Annotated in this window: 25 protein-coding genes and 1 tRNA gene; 25 read left to right on the top strand and 1 reads right to left on the bottom strand. The window is 68.6% G+C overall.

All coding sequences use genetic code 11. The annotated features are described in order from the left end of the window. Positions 1-479 precede the first annotated feature (479 nt). Positions 480-550 (bottom strand) — tRNA-Gly (locus EXE42_RS01405). A gap of 107 nt (positions 551-657) precedes the next feature. Between EXE42_RS01405 and EXE42_RS01400 the strand changes: the two genes are divergently transcribed. From EXE42_RS01400 to EXE42_RS01280, 25 genes are all read left to right on the top strand, one after another. Further along, entirely contained in the window at positions 658-1,932 is a 1,275-nt protein-coding gene (locus EXE42_RS01400; protein ID WP_137694783.1) for a PQQ-dependent sugar dehydrogenase, read from the top strand. A 156-nt stretch (positions 1,933-2,088) separates the two neighbouring features. Then, the gene (locus tag EXE42_RS01395; protein ID WP_137694784.1) at positions 2,089-2,955 is read left to right on the top strand and encodes a putative RNA uridine N3 methyltransferase; all 867 of its coding nucleotides are present in this window, start codon (positions 2,089-2,091) and stop codon (positions 2,953-2,955) included. Between the two features lie 4 nt (positions 2,956-2,959). After that, on the top strand, positions 2,960-3,976 hold the full coding sequence (locus tag EXE42_RS01390) for a 50S ribosomal protein L3 (RefSeq protein ID WP_096394487.1): 1,017 nt from the start codon (positions 2,960-2,962) through the stop codon (positions 3,974-3,976). A gap of 3 nt (positions 3,977-3,979) precedes the next feature. After that, positions 3,980-4,726, top strand: a complete 747-nt coding sequence (gene rpl4p / locus EXE42_RS01385; protein WP_137694782.1) for a 50S ribosomal protein L4 — start codon at positions 3,980-3,982, stop codon at positions 4,724-4,726. Continuing rightward, positions 4,723-4,977 carry a 50S ribosomal protein L23 gene (locus tag EXE42_RS01380; protein ID WP_092919882.1) on the top strand — a complete coding sequence of 85 codons (255 nt, stop codon included), beginning with the start codon at positions 4,723-4,725 and terminating at the stop codon, positions 4,975-4,977. Before rpl4p ends, EXE42_RS01380 begins: the two co-directional genes overlap by 4 nt. Before the next feature lies 1 nt (position 4,978). Then, complete coding sequence (locus tag EXE42_RS01375) at positions 4,979-5,701, top strand: 50S ribosomal protein L2 (RefSeq protein WP_004047227.1); 723 nt, start codon at positions 4,979-4,981, stop codon at positions 5,699-5,701. Then, positions 5,698-6,123: a 30S ribosomal protein S19 gene (locus tag EXE42_RS01370; protein ID WP_092919884.1), complete on the top strand. Its 426-nt coding sequence runs from the start codon at positions 5,698-5,700 to the stop codon at positions 6,121-6,123. The genes EXE42_RS01375 and EXE42_RS01370 overlap by 4 nt, the downstream gene beginning before the upstream one ends. Before the next feature lie 3 nt (positions 6,124-6,126). Beyond that, on the top strand, positions 6,127-6,591 hold the full coding sequence (locus EXE42_RS01365) for a 50S ribosomal protein L22 (protein ID WP_092919886.1): 465 nt from the start codon (positions 6,127-6,129) through the stop codon (positions 6,589-6,591). After that, a complete protein-coding gene (locus EXE42_RS01360) occupies positions 6,591-7,529 on the top strand; it encodes a 30S ribosomal protein S3 (protein ID WP_092919888.1) in 939 nt (312 codons plus the stop codon). Before EXE42_RS01365 ends, EXE42_RS01360 begins: the two co-directional genes overlap by 1 nt. A 1-nt stretch (position 7,530) precedes the next feature. Further along, positions 7,531-7,749 carry a 50S ribosomal protein L29 gene (gene rpmC, locus EXE42_RS01355; protein WP_092919890.1) on the top strand — a complete coding sequence of 73 codons (219 nt, stop codon included), beginning with the start codon at positions 7,531-7,533 and terminating at the stop codon, positions 7,747-7,749. A 1-nt stretch (position 7,750) separates the two neighbouring features. Beyond that, a complete protein-coding gene (locus EXE42_RS01350) occupies positions 7,751-8,209 on the top strand; it encodes a ribonuclease P protein component 1 (protein ID WP_137705749.1) in 459 nt (152 codons plus the stop codon). Further along, entirely contained in the window at positions 8,200-8,541 is a 342-nt protein-coding gene (locus EXE42_RS01345; RefSeq protein ID WP_092919894.1) for a 30S ribosomal protein S17, read from the top strand. Before EXE42_RS01350 ends, EXE42_RS01345 begins: the two co-directional genes overlap by 10 nt. Further along, positions 8,541-8,939, top strand: coding sequence for a 50S ribosomal protein L14 (locus EXE42_RS01340; protein WP_004597429.1), 399 nt, complete (start codon positions 8,541-8,543; stop codon positions 8,937-8,939). Before EXE42_RS01345 ends, EXE42_RS01340 begins: the two co-directional genes overlap by 1 nt. Before the next feature lie 2 nt (positions 8,940-8,941). Then, the gene (rplX, locus tag EXE42_RS01335; protein WP_092919895.1) at positions 8,942-9,298 is read left to right on the top strand and encodes a 50S ribosomal protein L24; all 357 of its coding nucleotides are present in this window, start codon (positions 8,942-8,944) and stop codon (positions 9,296-9,298) included. Next, positions 9,295-10,020 carry a 30S ribosomal protein S4e gene (locus tag EXE42_RS01330; RefSeq protein WP_092919896.1) on the top strand — a complete coding sequence of 242 codons (726 nt, stop codon included), beginning with the start codon at positions 9,295-9,297 and terminating at the stop codon, positions 10,018-10,020. The genes rplX and EXE42_RS01330 overlap by 4 nt, the downstream gene beginning before the upstream one ends. Continuing rightward, positions 10,013-10,537 (top strand): 50S ribosomal protein L5, encoded by a 525-nt coding sequence (locus EXE42_RS01325; RefSeq protein ID WP_092920474.1) that lies wholly within the window; start codon positions 10,013-10,015, stop codon positions 10,535-10,537. The genes EXE42_RS01330 and EXE42_RS01325 overlap by 8 nt, the downstream gene beginning before the upstream one ends. After that, positions 10,534-10,707, top strand: a complete 174-nt coding sequence (locus EXE42_RS01320) for a 30S ribosomal protein S14 (RefSeq protein WP_004597423.1) — start codon at positions 10,534-10,536, stop codon at positions 10,705-10,707. The genes EXE42_RS01325 and EXE42_RS01320 overlap by 4 nt, the downstream gene beginning before the upstream one ends. 2 nt (positions 10,708-10,709) lie before the next feature. After that, on the top strand, positions 10,710-11,102 hold the full coding sequence (locus tag EXE42_RS01315; RefSeq protein WP_004047215.1) for a 30S ribosomal protein S8: 393 nt from the start codon (positions 10,710-10,712) through the stop codon (positions 11,100-11,102). Positions 11,103-11,104: 2 nt separating this feature from the next. Next, positions 11,105-11,638, top strand: coding sequence for a 50S ribosomal protein L6 (locus tag EXE42_RS01310; protein WP_092919897.1), 534 nt, complete (start codon positions 11,105-11,107; stop codon positions 11,636-11,638). A gap of 3 nt (positions 11,639-11,641) precedes the next feature. Beyond that, positions 11,642-12,349, top strand: a complete 708-nt coding sequence (locus EXE42_RS01305; protein WP_137705748.1) for a 50S ribosomal protein L32e — start codon at positions 11,642-11,644, stop codon at positions 12,347-12,349. Then, positions 12,342-12,803, top strand: a complete 462-nt coding sequence (locus tag EXE42_RS01300; protein ID WP_137705747.1) for a 50S ribosomal protein L19e — start codon at positions 12,342-12,344, stop codon at positions 12,801-12,803. The genes EXE42_RS01305 and EXE42_RS01300 overlap by 8 nt, the downstream gene beginning before the upstream one ends. Next, positions 12,803-13,360, top strand: coding sequence for a 50S ribosomal protein L18 (locus tag EXE42_RS01295; protein WP_092919900.1), 558 nt, complete (start codon positions 12,803-12,805; stop codon positions 13,358-13,360). Before EXE42_RS01300 ends, EXE42_RS01295 begins: the two co-directional genes overlap by 1 nt. Continuing rightward, on the top strand, positions 13,353-14,000 hold the full coding sequence (locus EXE42_RS01290) for a 30S ribosomal protein S5 (RefSeq protein WP_092919901.1): 648 nt from the start codon (positions 13,353-13,355) through the stop codon (positions 13,998-14,000). Before EXE42_RS01295 ends, EXE42_RS01290 begins: the two co-directional genes overlap by 8 nt. Next, the gene (locus tag EXE42_RS01285; RefSeq protein ID WP_137705746.1) at positions 14,000-14,464 is read left to right on the top strand and encodes a 50S ribosomal protein L30; all 465 of its coding nucleotides are present in this window, start codon (positions 14,000-14,002) and stop codon (positions 14,462-14,464) included. The genes EXE42_RS01290 and EXE42_RS01285 overlap by 1 nt, the downstream gene beginning before the upstream one ends. Beyond that, complete coding sequence (locus tag EXE42_RS01280) at positions 14,461-14,958, top strand: uL15m family ribosomal protein (RefSeq protein WP_092919903.1); 498 nt, start codon at positions 14,461-14,463, stop codon at positions 14,956-14,958. Before EXE42_RS01285 ends, EXE42_RS01280 begins: the two co-directional genes overlap by 4 nt.

Below are 14,958 nucleotides of genomic sequence, written 5' to 3'. Positions count from 1 at the left end.
GGGAGTCGCGGCCGCTTTTAAGCGGCCGCGACGAGGCTGGGGAGGCGTGAGGTGCTGTGCGGTGCGGGGCGGGACTCAAAGGGGCAGTCGCGAGGACGAAGCACGACGACGCAAGGACCGGAACGAGGGAGCGGTAGCGACCGAGTGAGGACCGCAGCGAGTCGCGCGAGTCCTCGCGCCTGGGGCTTTGGAGGTGTTCGTCGCCGGTCCGCCGTCTGTTTATAAATAGCTGATAACGTCCGAATCTCTCTCGGTGATTTTGCTCACTTCGTTCGCAAAATGTACCGGCCGAGACTCCCGCGAGCGCAGCGAGCGGGAGTCAGGCCGGTGGATCTTCGAGCGCAGCGAGAAGATTCACCGGCCGAGATTTGAACTCAGAATCAGACGTGCTCGCTCACGGCTCGCTTCGCTCGCCGTTCGCTGCGCGTGACTGATAGCGTTCAAATCTCGCGGAGATTTCTCTCACTACGTTCGAGAAATGCACCGGCCGAGATTTGAACTCGGGTTGCAACCATGGCAAGGTTGCGTGATACCACTACACTACCGGTGCGTGCTTCGCATTCGATCGTAGCCCGGGTCGGAGATATAAGGGTTCCGAACGACGGTCGGCGGAAGGGTCATCGGTGCCGCGTCCGCATGTAGACCCGAACTCGAACGATGGCCGACTTCCCCGACCGCATCGACAGACGCACCGCCCTCCGCGCGGCTGGCGGCCTCGCCGGAACGACCGCCCTCCCGACCCTTTCGGGCTGTCTCGGCAACACTGGCGGCGACGGGACCGACGACCCCGTCGACGCCCCGCCCGACGACGGCGGCGACGTCGACTACGCGGTCGAGACCGTCGCCGGGGGGTTCGAGAACCCGTGGGGGCTCGCCTTCCTGCCCGACGACGGCCGCCTGCTCGTCACCGAGCGCCCCGGACGGCTCTCGCTCCTCGACCCCGCGGACGGGACGGTCGAGGACGTCGCGGGCGCACCCGAAGTGTTCGCCGAGGGACAGGGCGGGCTGCTCGACGTCGCGGTCCACCCCGACTACCCCGACGACGCGCGCGCCTACCTCACCTACTCGGCGGCCGCGGCGGACTCGCCCGCCGGCGACGGCGCGGACGGCGCGACGACCCACGTCGGCGTCGGTCGGCTCTCGCTCGACGACGACGCGCCCGCACTCGACGACTTCGAGGCGATCTTCGCGGCCGAGCCGTTCCGCGACACGAACCTCCACTTCGGGTCGCGGGCGACGTTCGGCCCCGACGGCGCGCTGTTCGTCACGGTCGGCGACCGGCGCGACACCGACTTCGGGCCGGACCACGTCTCGCAGGATCGGTCGAACGAGCTGGGCGCGACCCTCCGCCTGACCCCGGACGGCGACGCCCACCCGGACAACCCGTTCGTCGACGACCCCGACGCTGCGGACGCGCTCTACAGCTACGGCCACCGCAACCCGCAGGCGATGGCGGTGCGACACGAGACAGACGCGCTCTGGCAGTGCGAGCACGGCGAGCGCGACGGCGACGAGATCAACGTCGTCGAGCGCGGCGGCAACTACGGCTGGCCGATCGCGAGCGAGGCGTGCCGCTACGGGACGGACGACCCCGTCGCGCCGGGCCACGACGAACGCGACGACGTGATCGCGCCGGTCCACTACTGGCCCTGCGGCTCCGGCGGCTTCCCGCCGAGCGGCGCCGTCTTCTACGACGGCGACGCGTTCCCGGAGTGGCGCGGCGACCTGTTCGCGGGCACGCTCGCGGCGCAGTACCTCGGGCGGTTCACGGTCGACGGCGACGGCCTCGACGCGACCGTGACCGAGCGCAGCCCGCTGCTCGACGGCCGGGACTGGCGGATGCGCGCGGTCGCGGTCGAGCCGACCACCGGTCACCTCTACGTCGCGGTTGACGCGGTCGACGCGCCGGTCGCGCGGATCGTTCCGGCGTGAGAGTTCGGTGCCCCGAGAGCGATCCGTGCGAATGGTTCGCTCGGATCTGTGGGGCGATTCGGCCGCCAGACCCCGTGTGAACGCGGCACAGCCGAAAATCGGGACCGCTATCCTTTTACGGTGGCGTCCGGAATCGAGGGGTACAGTCTCGCCACGATGCGTACCGAAGACGGACTCACGATATGTGTTCCGTCTTCGGTCGTCCGGGAGGCCGAGGACGACCGCGAGGCGACTCGCAAACTCGGCTACGTCGCCCGTGCGGCGGCGGTGTTCCGGGCGGATCGGCTCGTCGTCTTCCCCGACCGGGAAGGCGACGGCCGACGGGGCGGGGAGTACGTCCGCACCGTGCTGGGGTACGCCGCGACGCCGCCGGAGCTCCGGAAGGACCTCTGGGGGCAGCGCGACGAGCTCCGGTACGTCGGCGTGCTCCCCCCGCTCCGCGTGCCGTGGCGGACCGGCTCGACCCCTAGCGGGGGAGAGTCGAAAACACAGGGACTCGTGACCGAGGTCGGACCTGAAGGCCGCGTCCGGGTCAATTCCCCGCTGCGGGAACACCCGATCTCCCTGCTCGTCCCCTCCGGAATGGAGGTCGAGCAGGGGGAGCGCGTCACCATCAGGGTCTCTTCGAGAGAACCGGTCCGCGCCCGCATCGCCGGGAAGCCCGAGGAGGGTTTCCAGGTCGTGGCCGCGGACCTGTCGGAAGCGCTCGCCGGCGACGGACTGGCCGTCGCGACGTCGCGACACGGAGAATCGCTCTCCGTCTCGCGGCTCGGCGACCTCGTCTCGGACGCCCGCGAGGCCGGCGGTTACACCGTCGCCTTCGGGGCGCCCGAGCGGGGGCTTCCGGAGATGCTCGGGCTTTCGCCCGACCGCATTCGGGCGGCCGTCGTCGACGGCCGCTCGGTCGAACCCGATCCGGGGTTCGACCTCTGGTTGAACACGATCCCGGCACAGGCGAGCGAGGTCGTCCGGACGGAGGAGGCTCTGTTCGCGACCCTCGGCTCGCTCACACTCACGGAGTAAACACATGCCACAACCAAGCCGACCACGAAAAGGCTCGCTGGGCTACGGCCCGCGCACCCGCGCAGACAGCGAGGTGCCGCGCATCCGTTCGTGGCCAGACGACGACGGGGCCCCTGCGCTACAGGGATTCGCCGGCTACAAGGCCGGGATGACCCACGTCATGATGGTCAACGACGAGGCGAACTCGCCGCGTGAAGGGATGGAAGAGGCCGTCCCCGTCACCGTCGTCGAGACGCCGCAGATGTACGCCGTCGCAGTCCGAGCCTACGAGGACACGCCGTACGGACAGAAGCCGGTCGAAGAGGTCTGGGCGACCGAGTTCCACGAGGAGCTCGACCGCGCGCTCGACCTCCCGGCCGAAGAAACATTCGAGGAGGACGCCGACGAGCTGCGCGCGCTGCTCGACGACGACGTCGTCGACGACGTGCGCGTCATCACGCACACGGCCCCCTCGGACCTCGCGAACGTCCCCAAGAAGAAGCCCGACGTCATGGAGACGCGCGTCGGCGGCGGCTCCTTAGAGGAGCGCGCCGACTTCGCGCTGGACCTGGTCGCCGAAGGCGGCGCCCACGAGTTCGGCGACGTCTTCCGCGCCGGCCAGTACACCGACGTCTCCGGCATCACGAAGGGGAAGGGGACGCAGGGTCCCGTCAAGCGCTGGGGCGTTCAGAAGCGGAAGGGCAAACACGCCCGCCAGGGATGGCGGCGCCGGATCGGCAACCTCGGTCCGTGGAACCCCTCCCGCGTCCGCTCCACCGTGCCCCAGCAGGGGCAGACCGGCTACCACCAGCGCACCGAGCTCAACAAGCGCCTCATCGACTTCGGCGAGGGCGACGACGCCTCCGTCGACGGCGGCTTCGTCAACTACGGCGAGGTCGACGGCGAGTACGCGCTCATCAAGGGCTCGCTGCCCGGACCGGACCAGCGCCTGCTGCGACTCCGCCCGGCCATCCGGCCGAACGACCAGCCGCGCCTCGACCCCGAGGTCCGGTACGTTTCCACCGAATCCAACCAGGGATAACCAATGAACGCAACAGTACACGACCTGGACGGCGACGAGGCGGGCAGCGTCGAGCTGCCGGCCGTCTTCGACACCGCGTTCCGACCGGACCTCATCGGTCGCGCGGTCGGCGCCGCCCAGGCAAACCGGAAGCAGGCCTACGGGGCCGACGAGTTCGCCGGGCTGCGGACGCCCGCCGAGTCGTTCGGCTCCGGCCGCGGGCTCGCGCACGTGCCCCGTTCCGAGAACGTCGCCCGTCGCGTCCCGCACGCCGTGTCGGGCCGCGCCGCGCACCCGCCGAAGGCCGAGAAGGACCAGACGAAGAAACTGAACGACAAGGAGCGACAGCTCGCCATCCGGTCGGCCATCGCGGCCACGACCGACGCCGAGCTCGTCGCCGAGCGCGGCCACGCGTTCGACGAGGACCTCGACCTCCCGCTCGTCGTGAGCGACGAGTTCGAGTCCCTCGAGAAGACGCAGGAGGCCCTGGGCGTGCTCGAAGCGGTCGGCGTCGACGCCGACATCGAGCGCTCCGAGGAGGGCCGTTCCGTCCGCGCCGGACAGGGGAAGGCCCGCGGCCGCAAGTACCGCCAGCCGAAGTCCGTCCTCGTCGTCACCAGCGAGGAGCCGTCCCGCGCCGCCCGTAACCTCGCGGGCGTCGACGTCGCGACCGCGGGCGAGGTCAACGCGGAAGACCTCGCGCCGGGCGCGCACCCGGGCCGACTCACGCTGTGGACCGAAAGCGCCGTCGAGGAGGTGGCGGACCGATGAACTCGATCATCGAGCATCCGATCGTCACCGAACAGGCGATGAACGAGATGGACTTCAACAACAAGCTGCTGTTCCTCGTCGACGTGGACGCGACCAAACCGGAGATCGAGTCCGAGGTTGCCGACCGCTACGACGTGGGCGTCGTGGACGTGAACACGCAGGTGACGCCGCAGGGCGAGAAGAAGGCGATCGTCACCCTCTCCGCGGACGACGACGCGACCGAAATCGCCTCGCGCATCGGGGTGTTCTAAGATGGGACGACGAATTCAAGGACAACGGCGCGGACGCGGCGGCCCGACGTTCCGGGCCCCCTCCCACCGTTACAAGGCTGAACTGTCGCACAAGAAGCTCGAAGACGTGGACACGATCACCGGCGAGATCGTCGGGATCGAACACGACCCCGCTCGCTCGGCTCCGCTCGCGGAGATCGAGTTCGAGGACGACGACCGTCGGCTCGTGCTCGCGCCGGAAGGCGTTCGCGTGGGCGAGACGATTCAGGTCGGCGTCTCGGCGGAGATCAAGCCGGGCAACACGCTCCCGCTGGCGGAGATCCCCGAGGGCGTCCCGGTGTGTAACGTCGAGAGCAATCGCGGGGACGGCGGGAAGTTCGCGCGCGCCTCCGGCGTGTCCGCGACGCTGCTCACCCACGACCGCGACGTCGCGGTCGTTCAGCTCCCCAGCGGCGAAGTGAAGCGGCTCGACCCCCAGTGCCGCGCCACGATCGGCGTCGTCGCGGGCGGCGGCCGGACGGAGAAGCCCTTCGTCAAGGCCGGTAACAAGCACCACAAGATGAAGGCGCGCGGCACCAAATACCCGCGCGTGCGCGGCGTCGCGATGAACGCCGTCGACCACCCCTTCGGCGGCGGTGGTCGCCAACACCCCGGCCAGCCGAAGTCCGTCTCGCGGGACGCCCCGCCGGGACGCAAGGTCGGTGACATCGCATCCAAGCGAACCGGACGAGGTGGCAACAAATGAGTTCAGATTACCGAACCGGCCGCGAGGACGAGGAGTTCGCCTACCGCGGTCACTCGCTCGACGAGCTGCAGGAGATGGACGTAGACGAGGTCGCGGAACTGCTCCCCGCACGCCAGCGGCGAACCATCGTTCGCGGACTGGGCACCGAACAGCAGAAGCTGCTGGAGACGGCCCGGAGCCGCGACAAGGAGACGACGGCGGACGACCCGATCCGGACGCATCTGCGCGACATGCCGATCCTGCCGGAGTTCGTCGGCGTCACCTTCTCCGTGTACAACGGACACAGCTTCGAGCGCGTTCAGGTCGAGCCCGAGATGATCGGGCATTACCTCGGTGAGTTCCACCTCACGCGAAGCACCGTCGAACACGGTCAGGCCGGCATCGGCGCGACCCGGTCCTCGAAGTTCGTGCCCCTCAAGTAACCCATGGGAATCAACTACAGCGTCGAGGCCGACCCGGAGACCACCGCCAAGGGGATGCTCCGCGATCGGCCCATCAGCGTGAAGGACAGCAAGGAGATCTCCCGAGAGATCAAAGGCGAGACGGTCGCCGACGCCGAGGAGTTCCTCCGGGAGGTCATCGACGAGGAGACCTCGGTGCCGATGCGCCAGCACAACGCCGGCGCGGGCCACCGCTCCGACATCGACGGCTGGGACGCGGGCCGGTACCCCGAGAAGGCCGCCAAGGACTTCCTCAAGCTCTTGGAGAACGTCAAGAACAACGCGACCGAGCAGGGGTTCGACGGCGACGAGATGGTTATCAAACACGTCGCCCCCCACAAGGTCGGCGAACGACCCGGTCGGAACCCGCGCGCCGCGGGCGCGACCGAGTGGAACACCACGCTCGCGGACGTCGAACTGATCATCGAGGAGCCGGAGGCTGACAACTAATGGCTGACGAACACCAATTCATCGAGGACGGCCTGCGCCGTTCCCAGATCAACGAGTTCTTCGCGGACGAGCTCGGCCGCGCCGGCTACGGCGGGATGGACGTCGCCCAGACGCCGATGGGCACGCAGATCGTCTTGAAGGCCGAAAAGCCCGGCATGGTGATCGGGAAGGGCGGGAAGAACATCCGCAAGATCACCACCGAGCTCGAGGAGCGCTTCGACATGGACGACCCGCAGATCGACGTTCAGGAGGTCGACGAGCCCGACCTGAACGCCCAGATCGTCGCGGACCGTCTCGCGAACGCCCTCGAGCGCGGCTGGTACTTCCGGAAGGCCGGCCACACCACGATCGACCGGATCATGGACGCGGGCGCGCTCGGCGCCGAGATCGTCTTATCCGGCAAGGTCACCGGCGCGCGCTCGCGCGTCGAGAAGTTCAACCGCGGCTACATCAAGCACAACGGCGAGCCCGCCGAGGAGGTCGTCGACCACGGCCAGGGCGTCGCCGTCATGAAGCTCGGGACGATCGGCGTCAACGTGAAGATCATCCCGCCGGGCGCGACCCTCCCCGACGACTTCGAGGTCCGCGAGGACGCCGAGGTGCCGGAGGTCGAGCAGGCGGCGGTCGACGCCGACGCCGACGAGGGCGTCGAGTCGCTCCTCGAGGAGGAGCCCGACGAGGTCCCGGACGCCGACGACGACGTCGACGTGCCCGACGAGGACCCCGCGGAGGTCATCGACGAGGAGGTCGTCGAAGAGGTCGTCGAGGAGACGCAGGGGACGGCCGCCGAGGCGACCGACGTCGCGGCGGAGGAACCGGTCGACGAGGACGTCGACGCCGACGAGCTCGACGAACTCGACGAGGAGATCGAGTCCGAGGCGGCCGACCTCGTCGCGGAGATGGAGGCGGCCGACGAGGAAGACGAGGAGGACGAGTAATATGGCGATCCTCTACACCGACGAGATCCGCGACATGACCGCGGCGGAGCGACGGGTCGAACTCGAGGAGCTCGAGACCGAGCTGCTCAACTCGAAGGCGCAGCGGGCGGCCGGCGGCATGCCGGAGAGCCCGGGCCGCGTCAACGAGCTGAAGAAGACGATCGCGCGGATCAAGACGATCCAGACGGAAGAAGGCGACTTCGACGACGAGGACCAGTGAGATGATCGCCCCCGACAACATCGTTCGACACGAGCTCGTCGGCCTCCCGGTTCGGGTGGCCGACGCCGACAGCGACGCCCGCGTTGGCGTCGCCGGTCGCGTGCTCGACGAGACGTTCGGCACCCTCGTGGTCCGGACGGCGTCGGGGGACAAGCGCGTGCCCAAGTCGGGCGCGACGTTCGAGTTCGGCGTCGTCGAGACGCCGACCGCTCGCACAGATGAAGCCGCCGGCGACGACCAGTCGCCGGGGTCCGCGTCCCAACTCGGGTCGGATACTACGGGGGTCCGCCCCCGTCAGTCTGGCCCGTCCGGGTCCGAAAGCGTCGTCGACGGTGACGGCGCGGGTCCGGCGAGCCGACGAGGCGAGTGCAAAGACGCGGTCTACGCGACGGTGGATGGCGATCGGTTGCGACATCGGCCCGCCGAACGCACCGAACGAGGTGCCACACAATGGCGATAGGAATCGACGTACCCACGCCTCCGGAGCCAGACAACCCGGAGGATTACGACTACGAGAAGTGCCCGTTCTACGGGCAGCTCTCCGTCCGCGGCCAGACCCGCGAGGGGACGGTCGTGTCGACGGATATGGCAAAGACCGTCATCGTCGAGCGAGAGTACGACGTGTTCGTACCGAAATACGATCGGTACATGAAGCGTCGCTCGCGCATCCCGGCCCACGTGCCGGGCGTGCTCGACTCGCTCGAAGTCGGTGACGAAGTGACAATCGCGGAGACGCGACCGCTCTCGAAGACGAAGTCCCACGTCGTCGTCGAGATCCTGGGTGATGGGTGATGGAGGCGCTCAAGGCCGACGTCACGCAGGGGCTCTCGAAGGGCTCGCTCATCACGTGCGCCGACAACACCGGCGCCCGTGAGCTGAAGGTTATCTCCGTGTCGGGCTACTCCGGCACGAAGAACCGTCACCCGAAGGCAGGGATCGGCGACAAGGTGACCGTCTCGGTCACCAAGGGGACGCCGGAGATGCGGCGGCAGGTGCTGGAGGCGGTCGTCGTCCGCCAGCGCAAGCCGATCCGCCGTCCGGACGGCACGCGCGTGAAGTTCGAGGACAACGCGGCCGTCATCATCGACGACCTCGAGGAGCCGCGGGGCACGGAGATCAAAGGCCCCGTCGCCCGCGAGGTCGCCGAACGGTTCGGGAGCATCGCCTCGACCGCGACGATGATCGTCTAACTATGACGAAACAGCCACGCAAACAGCGAAAACGGTCGGAGACCGCGCCGCTCCACGAGCGGCAGAATCAGGTCCGGGCCACCCTCACCGACGACCTCCGCGAGGAGTACGGGCAGCGGAACGTCCGCGTCAACGCCGGCGACACCGTCGAGGTGCTTCGCGGCGACGCGGCCGGGACGGAGGCGGAGGTCGTCTCCGTCGACCTGTCCGCCGAGCGGATCACGGTCGAGGACGTCACCGTCGAGAAGGCGGACGGGGAGGAAGTTCCCCGCCCCCTCCCGGCGAGCAACGTCCGGGTGACCGAACTGGACCTCGAGGACGAGCGCCGGGAGGCGCGGCTCCGGGAGGACAACGAATGACGCGACACCAGAAGCGACTGTCGGTACCGAACTCCTGGCCGGTCGAGCGCAAGACGGACACGTTCACGGTGAAGGCGGGCGCGGGCCCGCACGGCGAGGCGGGCGTTCCGCTCGTCGTCCTGCTGCGGGACGTGCTCGGCTACGTCGACTCGACGAAGGAGGCGCGCTACGCGCTGAACAACGACTCGATCCTCGTCAACGGGGACGCGGTCTCGGACGAACAGCGTCCGATCGGGATGTTCGACATCCTGGCGTTCCCCGAGCGCGGGGAGTACTTCCGCGTCTTCCCCGACGAGGGCGGTCGGCTCGCGCTGACGCCCGTCGACGAGGAGGCCGCGGGCAGCCGGCTCGGGAAGATCACGAACAAGACCGTCGTCCCCGGCGGGGTCGTCCAGCTGACGCTCCACGACGGGACGAACGTCCGCGTCGACGACGACGCGGGCTACGACACGAACGACTCGATCGTCGTCGACACCGAGACGAAGGAGATCGTCGCCCACTTCGAGTACGAGGAGGGCGCCCTCGTCACCGCCGTCGCCGGCCAGCACGCCGGGCAGATCGGCGAGGTCGACGACATCGACGTGACGCTCGGCTCCGGCGACAACACCGTGACCGTCGCCAGCGAGGACGGCGGCTACGAGACGGTCGAGGAGTACGTCGTCGTCATCGACGAGAACTTCACCGACGACGACGCCGACGAGGCGGGTGGTTCCGATGAGTGAAGCCGAGAGCGCCGACCACGAGATGCGCGAGCCGTACCTCGAGAAGGTCGTCGTCCACATGGGCGTCGGGCAGGGCGGTGAACCCCTCGCCGACGCCGAGGAGATCATCGAGGAGATCACGGGCCAGCAGTCGGTCCGGACCACCTCGAAGCGCACCATCGCCGAGTTCGGGATCCGCAAGGGCGACCCGATCGGCGTCAAGGTGACGCTGCGGGGCGAGGACGCGCACGCGTTCCTCGAGACCGCGCTGGAGCTGGTCGAGATCGGCCGGAGCCAGTTCGACGACACGGGTAACCTCAGCTTCGGGGTCGAGGACCACACCGACTTCCCGAGCCAGGAGTACGACCCCAACACCGGGATCTACGGCCTCGACGTGACGACGACGATCGTCCGTCCCGGCTACCGCGTCTCGAAACGCGACAAGGCGACGGGGACCATCCCCGCCCGCCACCGGATGACAGCCGAGGACGCGGCCGCGTTCCTCGAAACGAACTTCGACGTCGAGGTAACCGAATGAGCGAAGCGAACAACGACACGGGCGAGCACGCCGCGAAGCGCACCGACTCCCGGCACACGTGCCGGCGGTGCGACCGCGAGCAGGGACTCGTCGGCAAGTACGACATCAACCTCTGCCGGCAGTGCTTCCGCGAGGTCGCCCGAGACATGGGATTCGAGAAGTACAGCTGATCATGACGGGAAACGATCCATTCACCAACGCGCTCGCCGGCATGGACAACGCCGAGAGCGTTGGCCACCTGTCGTACACGGTAGAGCCCGCTTCGAACATCATCGGCTCCGTCCTCGAGGTCCTCTACGACCGCGGGTACGTCGACGGCTTCGAGTACGTCGACGACGGGAAGGCCGGGAAGTTCGAGGTCGAACTGAAAGGCGCGATCAACGAGTGTGGCGCCGTCAAGCCCCGCTACTCGGCGGGCGCAGACGAGTTCGAGAAGTGGGAGAAGCGGTACCTCCCCGCCCGCGACTACGGGACGCTCATCGTCACGACGAGCCACGGCGTCATGAGCCACTACGAGGCCCGCGAGGAGGGCATCGGCGGCCAAGTGATCGCATACGTCTACTAACAATGAACAGAGTCGAAATCGAGATTCCGGACGACGTCTCCGCCGAGACCGACCACCTCGAACTCACCGTCGAAGGGCCTAACGGAAGCGTCACGCGACGCCTCTGGTACCCCGACGTCGACGTTGCGGTCGAGGACGGCGCGGTGGTCATCACCGCCGACAACGAGGACGCGAAGACCAACGCCACGGTCGGCACCTTCGAGAGCCACGTCGCCAACATGATCCACGGCGTCACCGAGGGCTGGGAGTACGCGATGGAGGTGTACTACGCCCACTTCCCGATGCAAGTGACCGTGGAGGGCGACGAGGTCGTCATCGAGAACTTCCTCGGAGAGAGCGCCGCGCGGCGCACTCCGATCCGCGGAGACACGGACGTACAGATCGACGGCGAGACGGTCACGCTCTCGGGCTCCGACAAGGAGGCCGTCGGGCAGACCGCCGCCGACATCGAACAGCTGACGAAGGTGACCGACAAGGACACGCGCGTCTTCCAGGACGGCGTGTACATCGTCGAGAAGCCCACCGGAGGTGCCTAACCGATGGCAGACGAACTGGAAGACATCAGCGGTGTCGGTCCCTCGAAGGCGGACGCGCTTCGCGAGGCCGGCTACGAGACGGTCGAGGACGTGAAGGCCGCCTCCCAGTCGGAGCTCTCCGAGGTCGACGGCGTCGGCAACGCGCTCGCAGCGCGTATCAAGGCCGATGTCGGCGGGCTGGAGGTCGACGAGGAGGCGGACGCGGAGATCGAAGACGAGACGGACGAGGAGGAGGCCGACGAGGCCGACGCCGACGAGACCGTCGAGACGGAGCTTCGCCCCCGCGGGCACGCCGACAAGACGCCGGAACTGGACGACGAGACCGCTCGCGCGCTCGCGCAGAAGCACCGCGAGGGGAAACCGCAGTTCAACCGGCAGGACTACCACAAGAAAAAGCGGATCCCGACGTCGTGGCGCAAGCCGCGCGGCGGGCTCTCCAAGCAGCGACGCCGCATGAAGGCGAAGGGCCCGGTCGTCGAGGCCGGCTTCCGCTCGCCGACGGCGTCGCGCGACCTGCACCCGAGCGGCTTCGAGGAGGTCCGCGTTCACAACACGGACGACCTCGAGGGCGTCGACGGCGACACGCAGGCGGTGCGTATCGCCTCGAAGGTCGGCGGTCGCAAGCGCGAACTGATCGAAGACGAGGCGGAGGAGCGCGATATCCGCGTGCTGAACCCGACCTACGTCGAAGTGGAGGTCGACGATGAGTGACCTGAAAGCGCAGAAACGGCTCGCGGCGGACGAGCTCGACGTCGGCAAGGGCCGCGTCTGGCTCGACCCCGACGCACAGGAGGAGATCGCGGACGCGATCACCCGCGAGGACGTCCGTGAACTCATCGAACAGGGAACGATCCGCGCGAAAGACGAGAAGACGAACTCGCGCGGTCGCGCCCGCGAGCGCGCCGACAAGCGCTCGTACGGACACCAGTCCGGCGCCGGCTCCCGCAAGGGCCGTTCCGGCGCGCGGCAGGACACGAAGGACGACTGGAAGGCGCGCATCCGCGCGCAGCGGGCGCGCCTGAAGGAGCTTCGCGACGAGGAAGACGTGCTCGACGCCTCCGAGTACCGCACGCTCTACAACAAGGCGAGCGGCGGAGACTTCGAGGACATCGCCCGTCTCGAGGCGTACATTCGGACGCAGTACGGTTACGAGGTGACGGACTAATGGCGACAGGACCACGATACAAGGTGCCGATGCGGCGCCGCCGCGAGGTCCGGACGGATTACCATCAGAGGTTGCGCCTGCTGAAATCGGGCAAGCCTCGCCTGGTCGCTCGGGTGAGCAACGCTCACGTCAGGGCGCAGCTGGTGACCCCCGGATCGGACGGCGACGAGACCCACGCGGCCGCCTCCAGCGAGGAGCTCGGCGAGTACGGCTGGGACGCCCCCACGGGCAACCTCCCCAGCGCGTACCTCACCGGCTTCCTCGCGGGCGCCCGCGCAGTCGACGCCGGCCTCGACGAGGCCGTCCTCGACATCGGGCTCAACACGGCGACGCCCGGCAACAAGACGTTCGCGGTACAGGAAGGAGCGATCGACGCGGGGCTCGAGATCCCGCACAACGACGACGTGCTGGCCGACTGGTCGCGCACGCGCGGCGAGCATATCGCCGACTACGCCGAGCAGCTCGACGAGCCGCTGTACAGCGGCGAGTTCGACGCCAGCGAGCTACCCGAGCACTTCGACGACGTGCTCGCGACAATCCAGGAGGACCATGAGTAGACACAACGACGGCTGGGAACCGCGGACGCGACTCGGCCGCAAGGTACAGGACGGCGACGTCACGTCGATGGAACAGGCGCTCAACTCCGGGCTCCCGCTGAAGGAGGCGGAGATCGTCGACCAGCTCCTTCCGGGGCTCGAAGACGAGGTGCTGGACATCAACATGGTCCAGCGCATGACCGACTCCGGCCGCCGCGTGAAGTTCCGCTGCGTGGTCGCCGTGGGCAACCGCGACGGCTACCTCGGCTACGCGCAGGCCCGCGACGACCAGGTCGGCGGCGCGATCCAGAAGGCGATCGACGTCGCGAAGCTGAACGTCATCTCGGTCGACCGCGGCTCGGGTTCGTGGGAGGACCAGCCGGGCGGCACCAACTCCCTGACTCGCACGGCGACTGGGAAGGCCGGCTCCGTCACCGTCGAGATCAAGCCCGCTCCGCAGGGGCTGGGCCTCGCGGCGGCGGAGACGGTCCGCAACATCCTGGAGCTCGCCGGCGTCGAGGACGCCTGGACGAACTCCGACGGCAACACCCGTACGACGGTGAACCTCGCGAAGGCGACGTTCAACGCCTTGGAGAACGCGGCGCAGTCCCGCACTCCGCAGCACGCCCGCGAAGTCCACTACGACGAGGTGAGCGAGTGATGCAGGCGATCGTTCAGCTCCGCGGCGACGTCAACCTCGAGTACGGCGTCGAGGACACGCTCGACATGCTGAACGTCGGGCGCGTCAACCACGCGACGTTCGTCCCCGAGACGGAGTCGTACCGCGGCATGATCACGAAGGTCAACGACGTCGTCGCGTTCGGGGAACCGAGCGTCGAGGCCGTCGCGCGGACCGTCTCGCTGCGCGGCGAGCCCCTGGAGAGCTCGGCCGACATCGACGACGAGTGGATCGACGACAACACCGACTACGCCGGTCTGGAGGCGCTGGCCGAGGCGCTCGTCGACGAGGAGACGACCCTGCGCGATCAGGGTCTCTCGCCGACGCTGCGGCTCCACGCGCCCCGCGGCGGTCACGAGGGAATTAAACACCCCGTGATCGAGGGCGGCGAACTCGGGAAACACACCACCGAGGAGATCGACAGTCTCCTGGAGGCCATGCGATGACGAGCAAGAAACGACGACAGCGCGGCTCTCGGACGCACGGCGGCGGCACGCACAAGAACCGGCGCGGCGCCGGGCACCGCGGCGGCCGCGGCGCGGCCGGTCGCGCGAAACACGAGTACCACAACTACGGCCCGCTCGGCAAGCACGGGTTCAAGCGTCCCGAGGACGCCCAGACGGAGGTCCTCGAGGTGAAGGTACAGAAGCTCGACGAGGACGCGGCGCTGTACGCCGCGGACGGCCTCGCCGAGGCCGACGGCGACGCGTACGTCTTCGACGCGCGCGACGTCGTGGAGGACGGCCACGAGGCGGACGTCGTGAAGGTGCTCGGCGGCGGACAGGTCCGTCGCGAGCTCCGCGTCACGGCCGACGCGTTCACGGCCGGTGCGGTCGAGCTCATCGAGGAGGCCGGCGGCGAGGCGACGCTCTCCGAGCGCGCCGAAGACGCCGCTGACGAACCGGAAAACACTTCAGACGACGAGAACGACGAGGCGTAA

It is taken from the genome of Halorubrum sp. SP3 (genome assembly GCF_005435195.1).
Classification (GTDB): domain Archaea; phylum Halobacteriota; class Halobacteria; order Halobacteriales; family Haloferacaceae; genus Halorubrum; species Halorubrum sodomense.
The sequence above is the reverse complement of the archived record's forward strand: the minus strand, read 5'-3'. Positions and strand labels throughout refer to the sequence as shown.

Excerpts from the sequence above, each read along its gene's own strand:
- EXE42_RS01400 (WP_137694783.1), top strand. The coding sequence starts at position 658 with ATGGCCGACTTCCCCGACCGCATCGACAGACGCACCGCCCTCCGCGCG.
- EXE42_RS01395 (WP_137694784.1), top strand. The coding sequence starts at position 2,089 with ATGCGTACCGAAGACGGACTCACGATATGTGTTCCGTCTTCGGTCGTC.
- EXE42_RS01390 (WP_096394487.1), top strand. The coding sequence starts at position 2,960 with ATGCCACAACCAAGCCGACCACGAAAAGGCTCGCTGGGCTACGGCCCG.
- rpl4p (WP_137694782.1), top strand. The coding sequence starts at position 3,980 with ATGAACGCAACAGTACACGACCTGGACGGCGACGAGGCGGGCAGCGTC.
- EXE42_RS01380 (WP_092919882.1), top strand. The coding sequence starts at position 4,723 with ATGAACTCGATCATCGAGCATCCGATCGTCACCGAACAGGCGATGAAC.
- EXE42_RS01375 (WP_004047227.1), top strand. The coding sequence starts at position 4,979 with ATGGGACGACGAATTCAAGGACAACGGCGCGGACGCGGCGGCCCGACG.
- EXE42_RS01370 (WP_092919884.1), top strand. The coding sequence starts at position 5,698 with ATGAGTTCAGATTACCGAACCGGCCGCGAGGACGAGGAGTTCGCCTAC.
- EXE42_RS01365 (WP_092919886.1), top strand. The coding sequence starts at position 6,127 with ATGGGAATCAACTACAGCGTCGAGGCCGACCCGGAGACCACCGCCAAG.
- EXE42_RS01360 (WP_092919888.1), top strand. The coding sequence starts at position 6,591 with ATGGCTGACGAACACCAATTCATCGAGGACGGCCTGCGCCGTTCCCAG.
- rpmC (WP_092919890.1), top strand. The coding sequence starts at position 7,531 with ATGGCGATCCTCTACACCGACGAGATCCGCGACATGACCGCGGCGGAG.
- EXE42_RS01350 (WP_137705749.1), top strand. The coding sequence starts at position 7,751 with ATGATCGCCCCCGACAACATCGTTCGACACGAGCTCGTCGGCCTCCCG.
- EXE42_RS01345 (WP_092919894.1), top strand. The coding sequence starts at position 8,200 with ATGGCGATAGGAATCGACGTACCCACGCCTCCGGAGCCAGACAACCCG.
- EXE42_RS01340 (WP_004597429.1), top strand. The coding sequence starts at position 8,541 with ATGGAGGCGCTCAAGGCCGACGTCACGCAGGGGCTCTCGAAGGGCTCG.
- rplX (WP_092919895.1), top strand. The coding sequence starts at position 8,942 with ATGACGAAACAGCCACGCAAACAGCGAAAACGGTCGGAGACCGCGCCG.
- EXE42_RS01330 (WP_092919896.1), top strand. The coding sequence starts at position 9,295 with ATGACGCGACACCAGAAGCGACTGTCGGTACCGAACTCCTGGCCGGTC.
- EXE42_RS01325 (WP_092920474.1), top strand. The coding sequence starts at position 10,013 with ATGAGTGAAGCCGAGAGCGCCGACCACGAGATGCGCGAGCCGTACCTC.
- EXE42_RS01320 (WP_004597423.1), top strand. The coding sequence starts at position 10,534 with ATGAGCGAAGCGAACAACGACACGGGCGAGCACGCCGCGAAGCGCACC.
- EXE42_RS01315 (WP_004047215.1), top strand. The coding sequence starts at position 10,710 with ATGACGGGAAACGATCCATTCACCAACGCGCTCGCCGGCATGGACAAC.
- EXE42_RS01310 (WP_092919897.1), top strand. The coding sequence starts at position 11,105 with ATGAACAGAGTCGAAATCGAGATTCCGGACGACGTCTCCGCCGAGACC.
- EXE42_RS01305 (WP_137705748.1), top strand. The coding sequence starts at position 11,642 with ATGGCAGACGAACTGGAAGACATCAGCGGTGTCGGTCCCTCGAAGGCG.
- EXE42_RS01300 (WP_137705747.1), top strand. The coding sequence starts at position 12,342 with ATGAGTGACCTGAAAGCGCAGAAACGGCTCGCGGCGGACGAGCTCGAC.
- EXE42_RS01295 (WP_092919900.1), top strand. The coding sequence starts at position 12,803 with ATGGCGACAGGACCACGATACAAGGTGCCGATGCGGCGCCGCCGCGAG.
- EXE42_RS01290 (WP_092919901.1), top strand. The coding sequence starts at position 13,353 with ATGAGTAGACACAACGACGGCTGGGAACCGCGGACGCGACTCGGCCGC.
- EXE42_RS01285 (WP_137705746.1), top strand. The coding sequence starts at position 14,000 with ATGCAGGCGATCGTTCAGCTCCGCGGCGACGTCAACCTCGAGTACGGC.
- EXE42_RS01280 (WP_092919903.1), top strand. The coding sequence starts at position 14,461 with ATGACGAGCAAGAAACGACGACAGCGCGGCTCTCGGACGCACGGCGGC.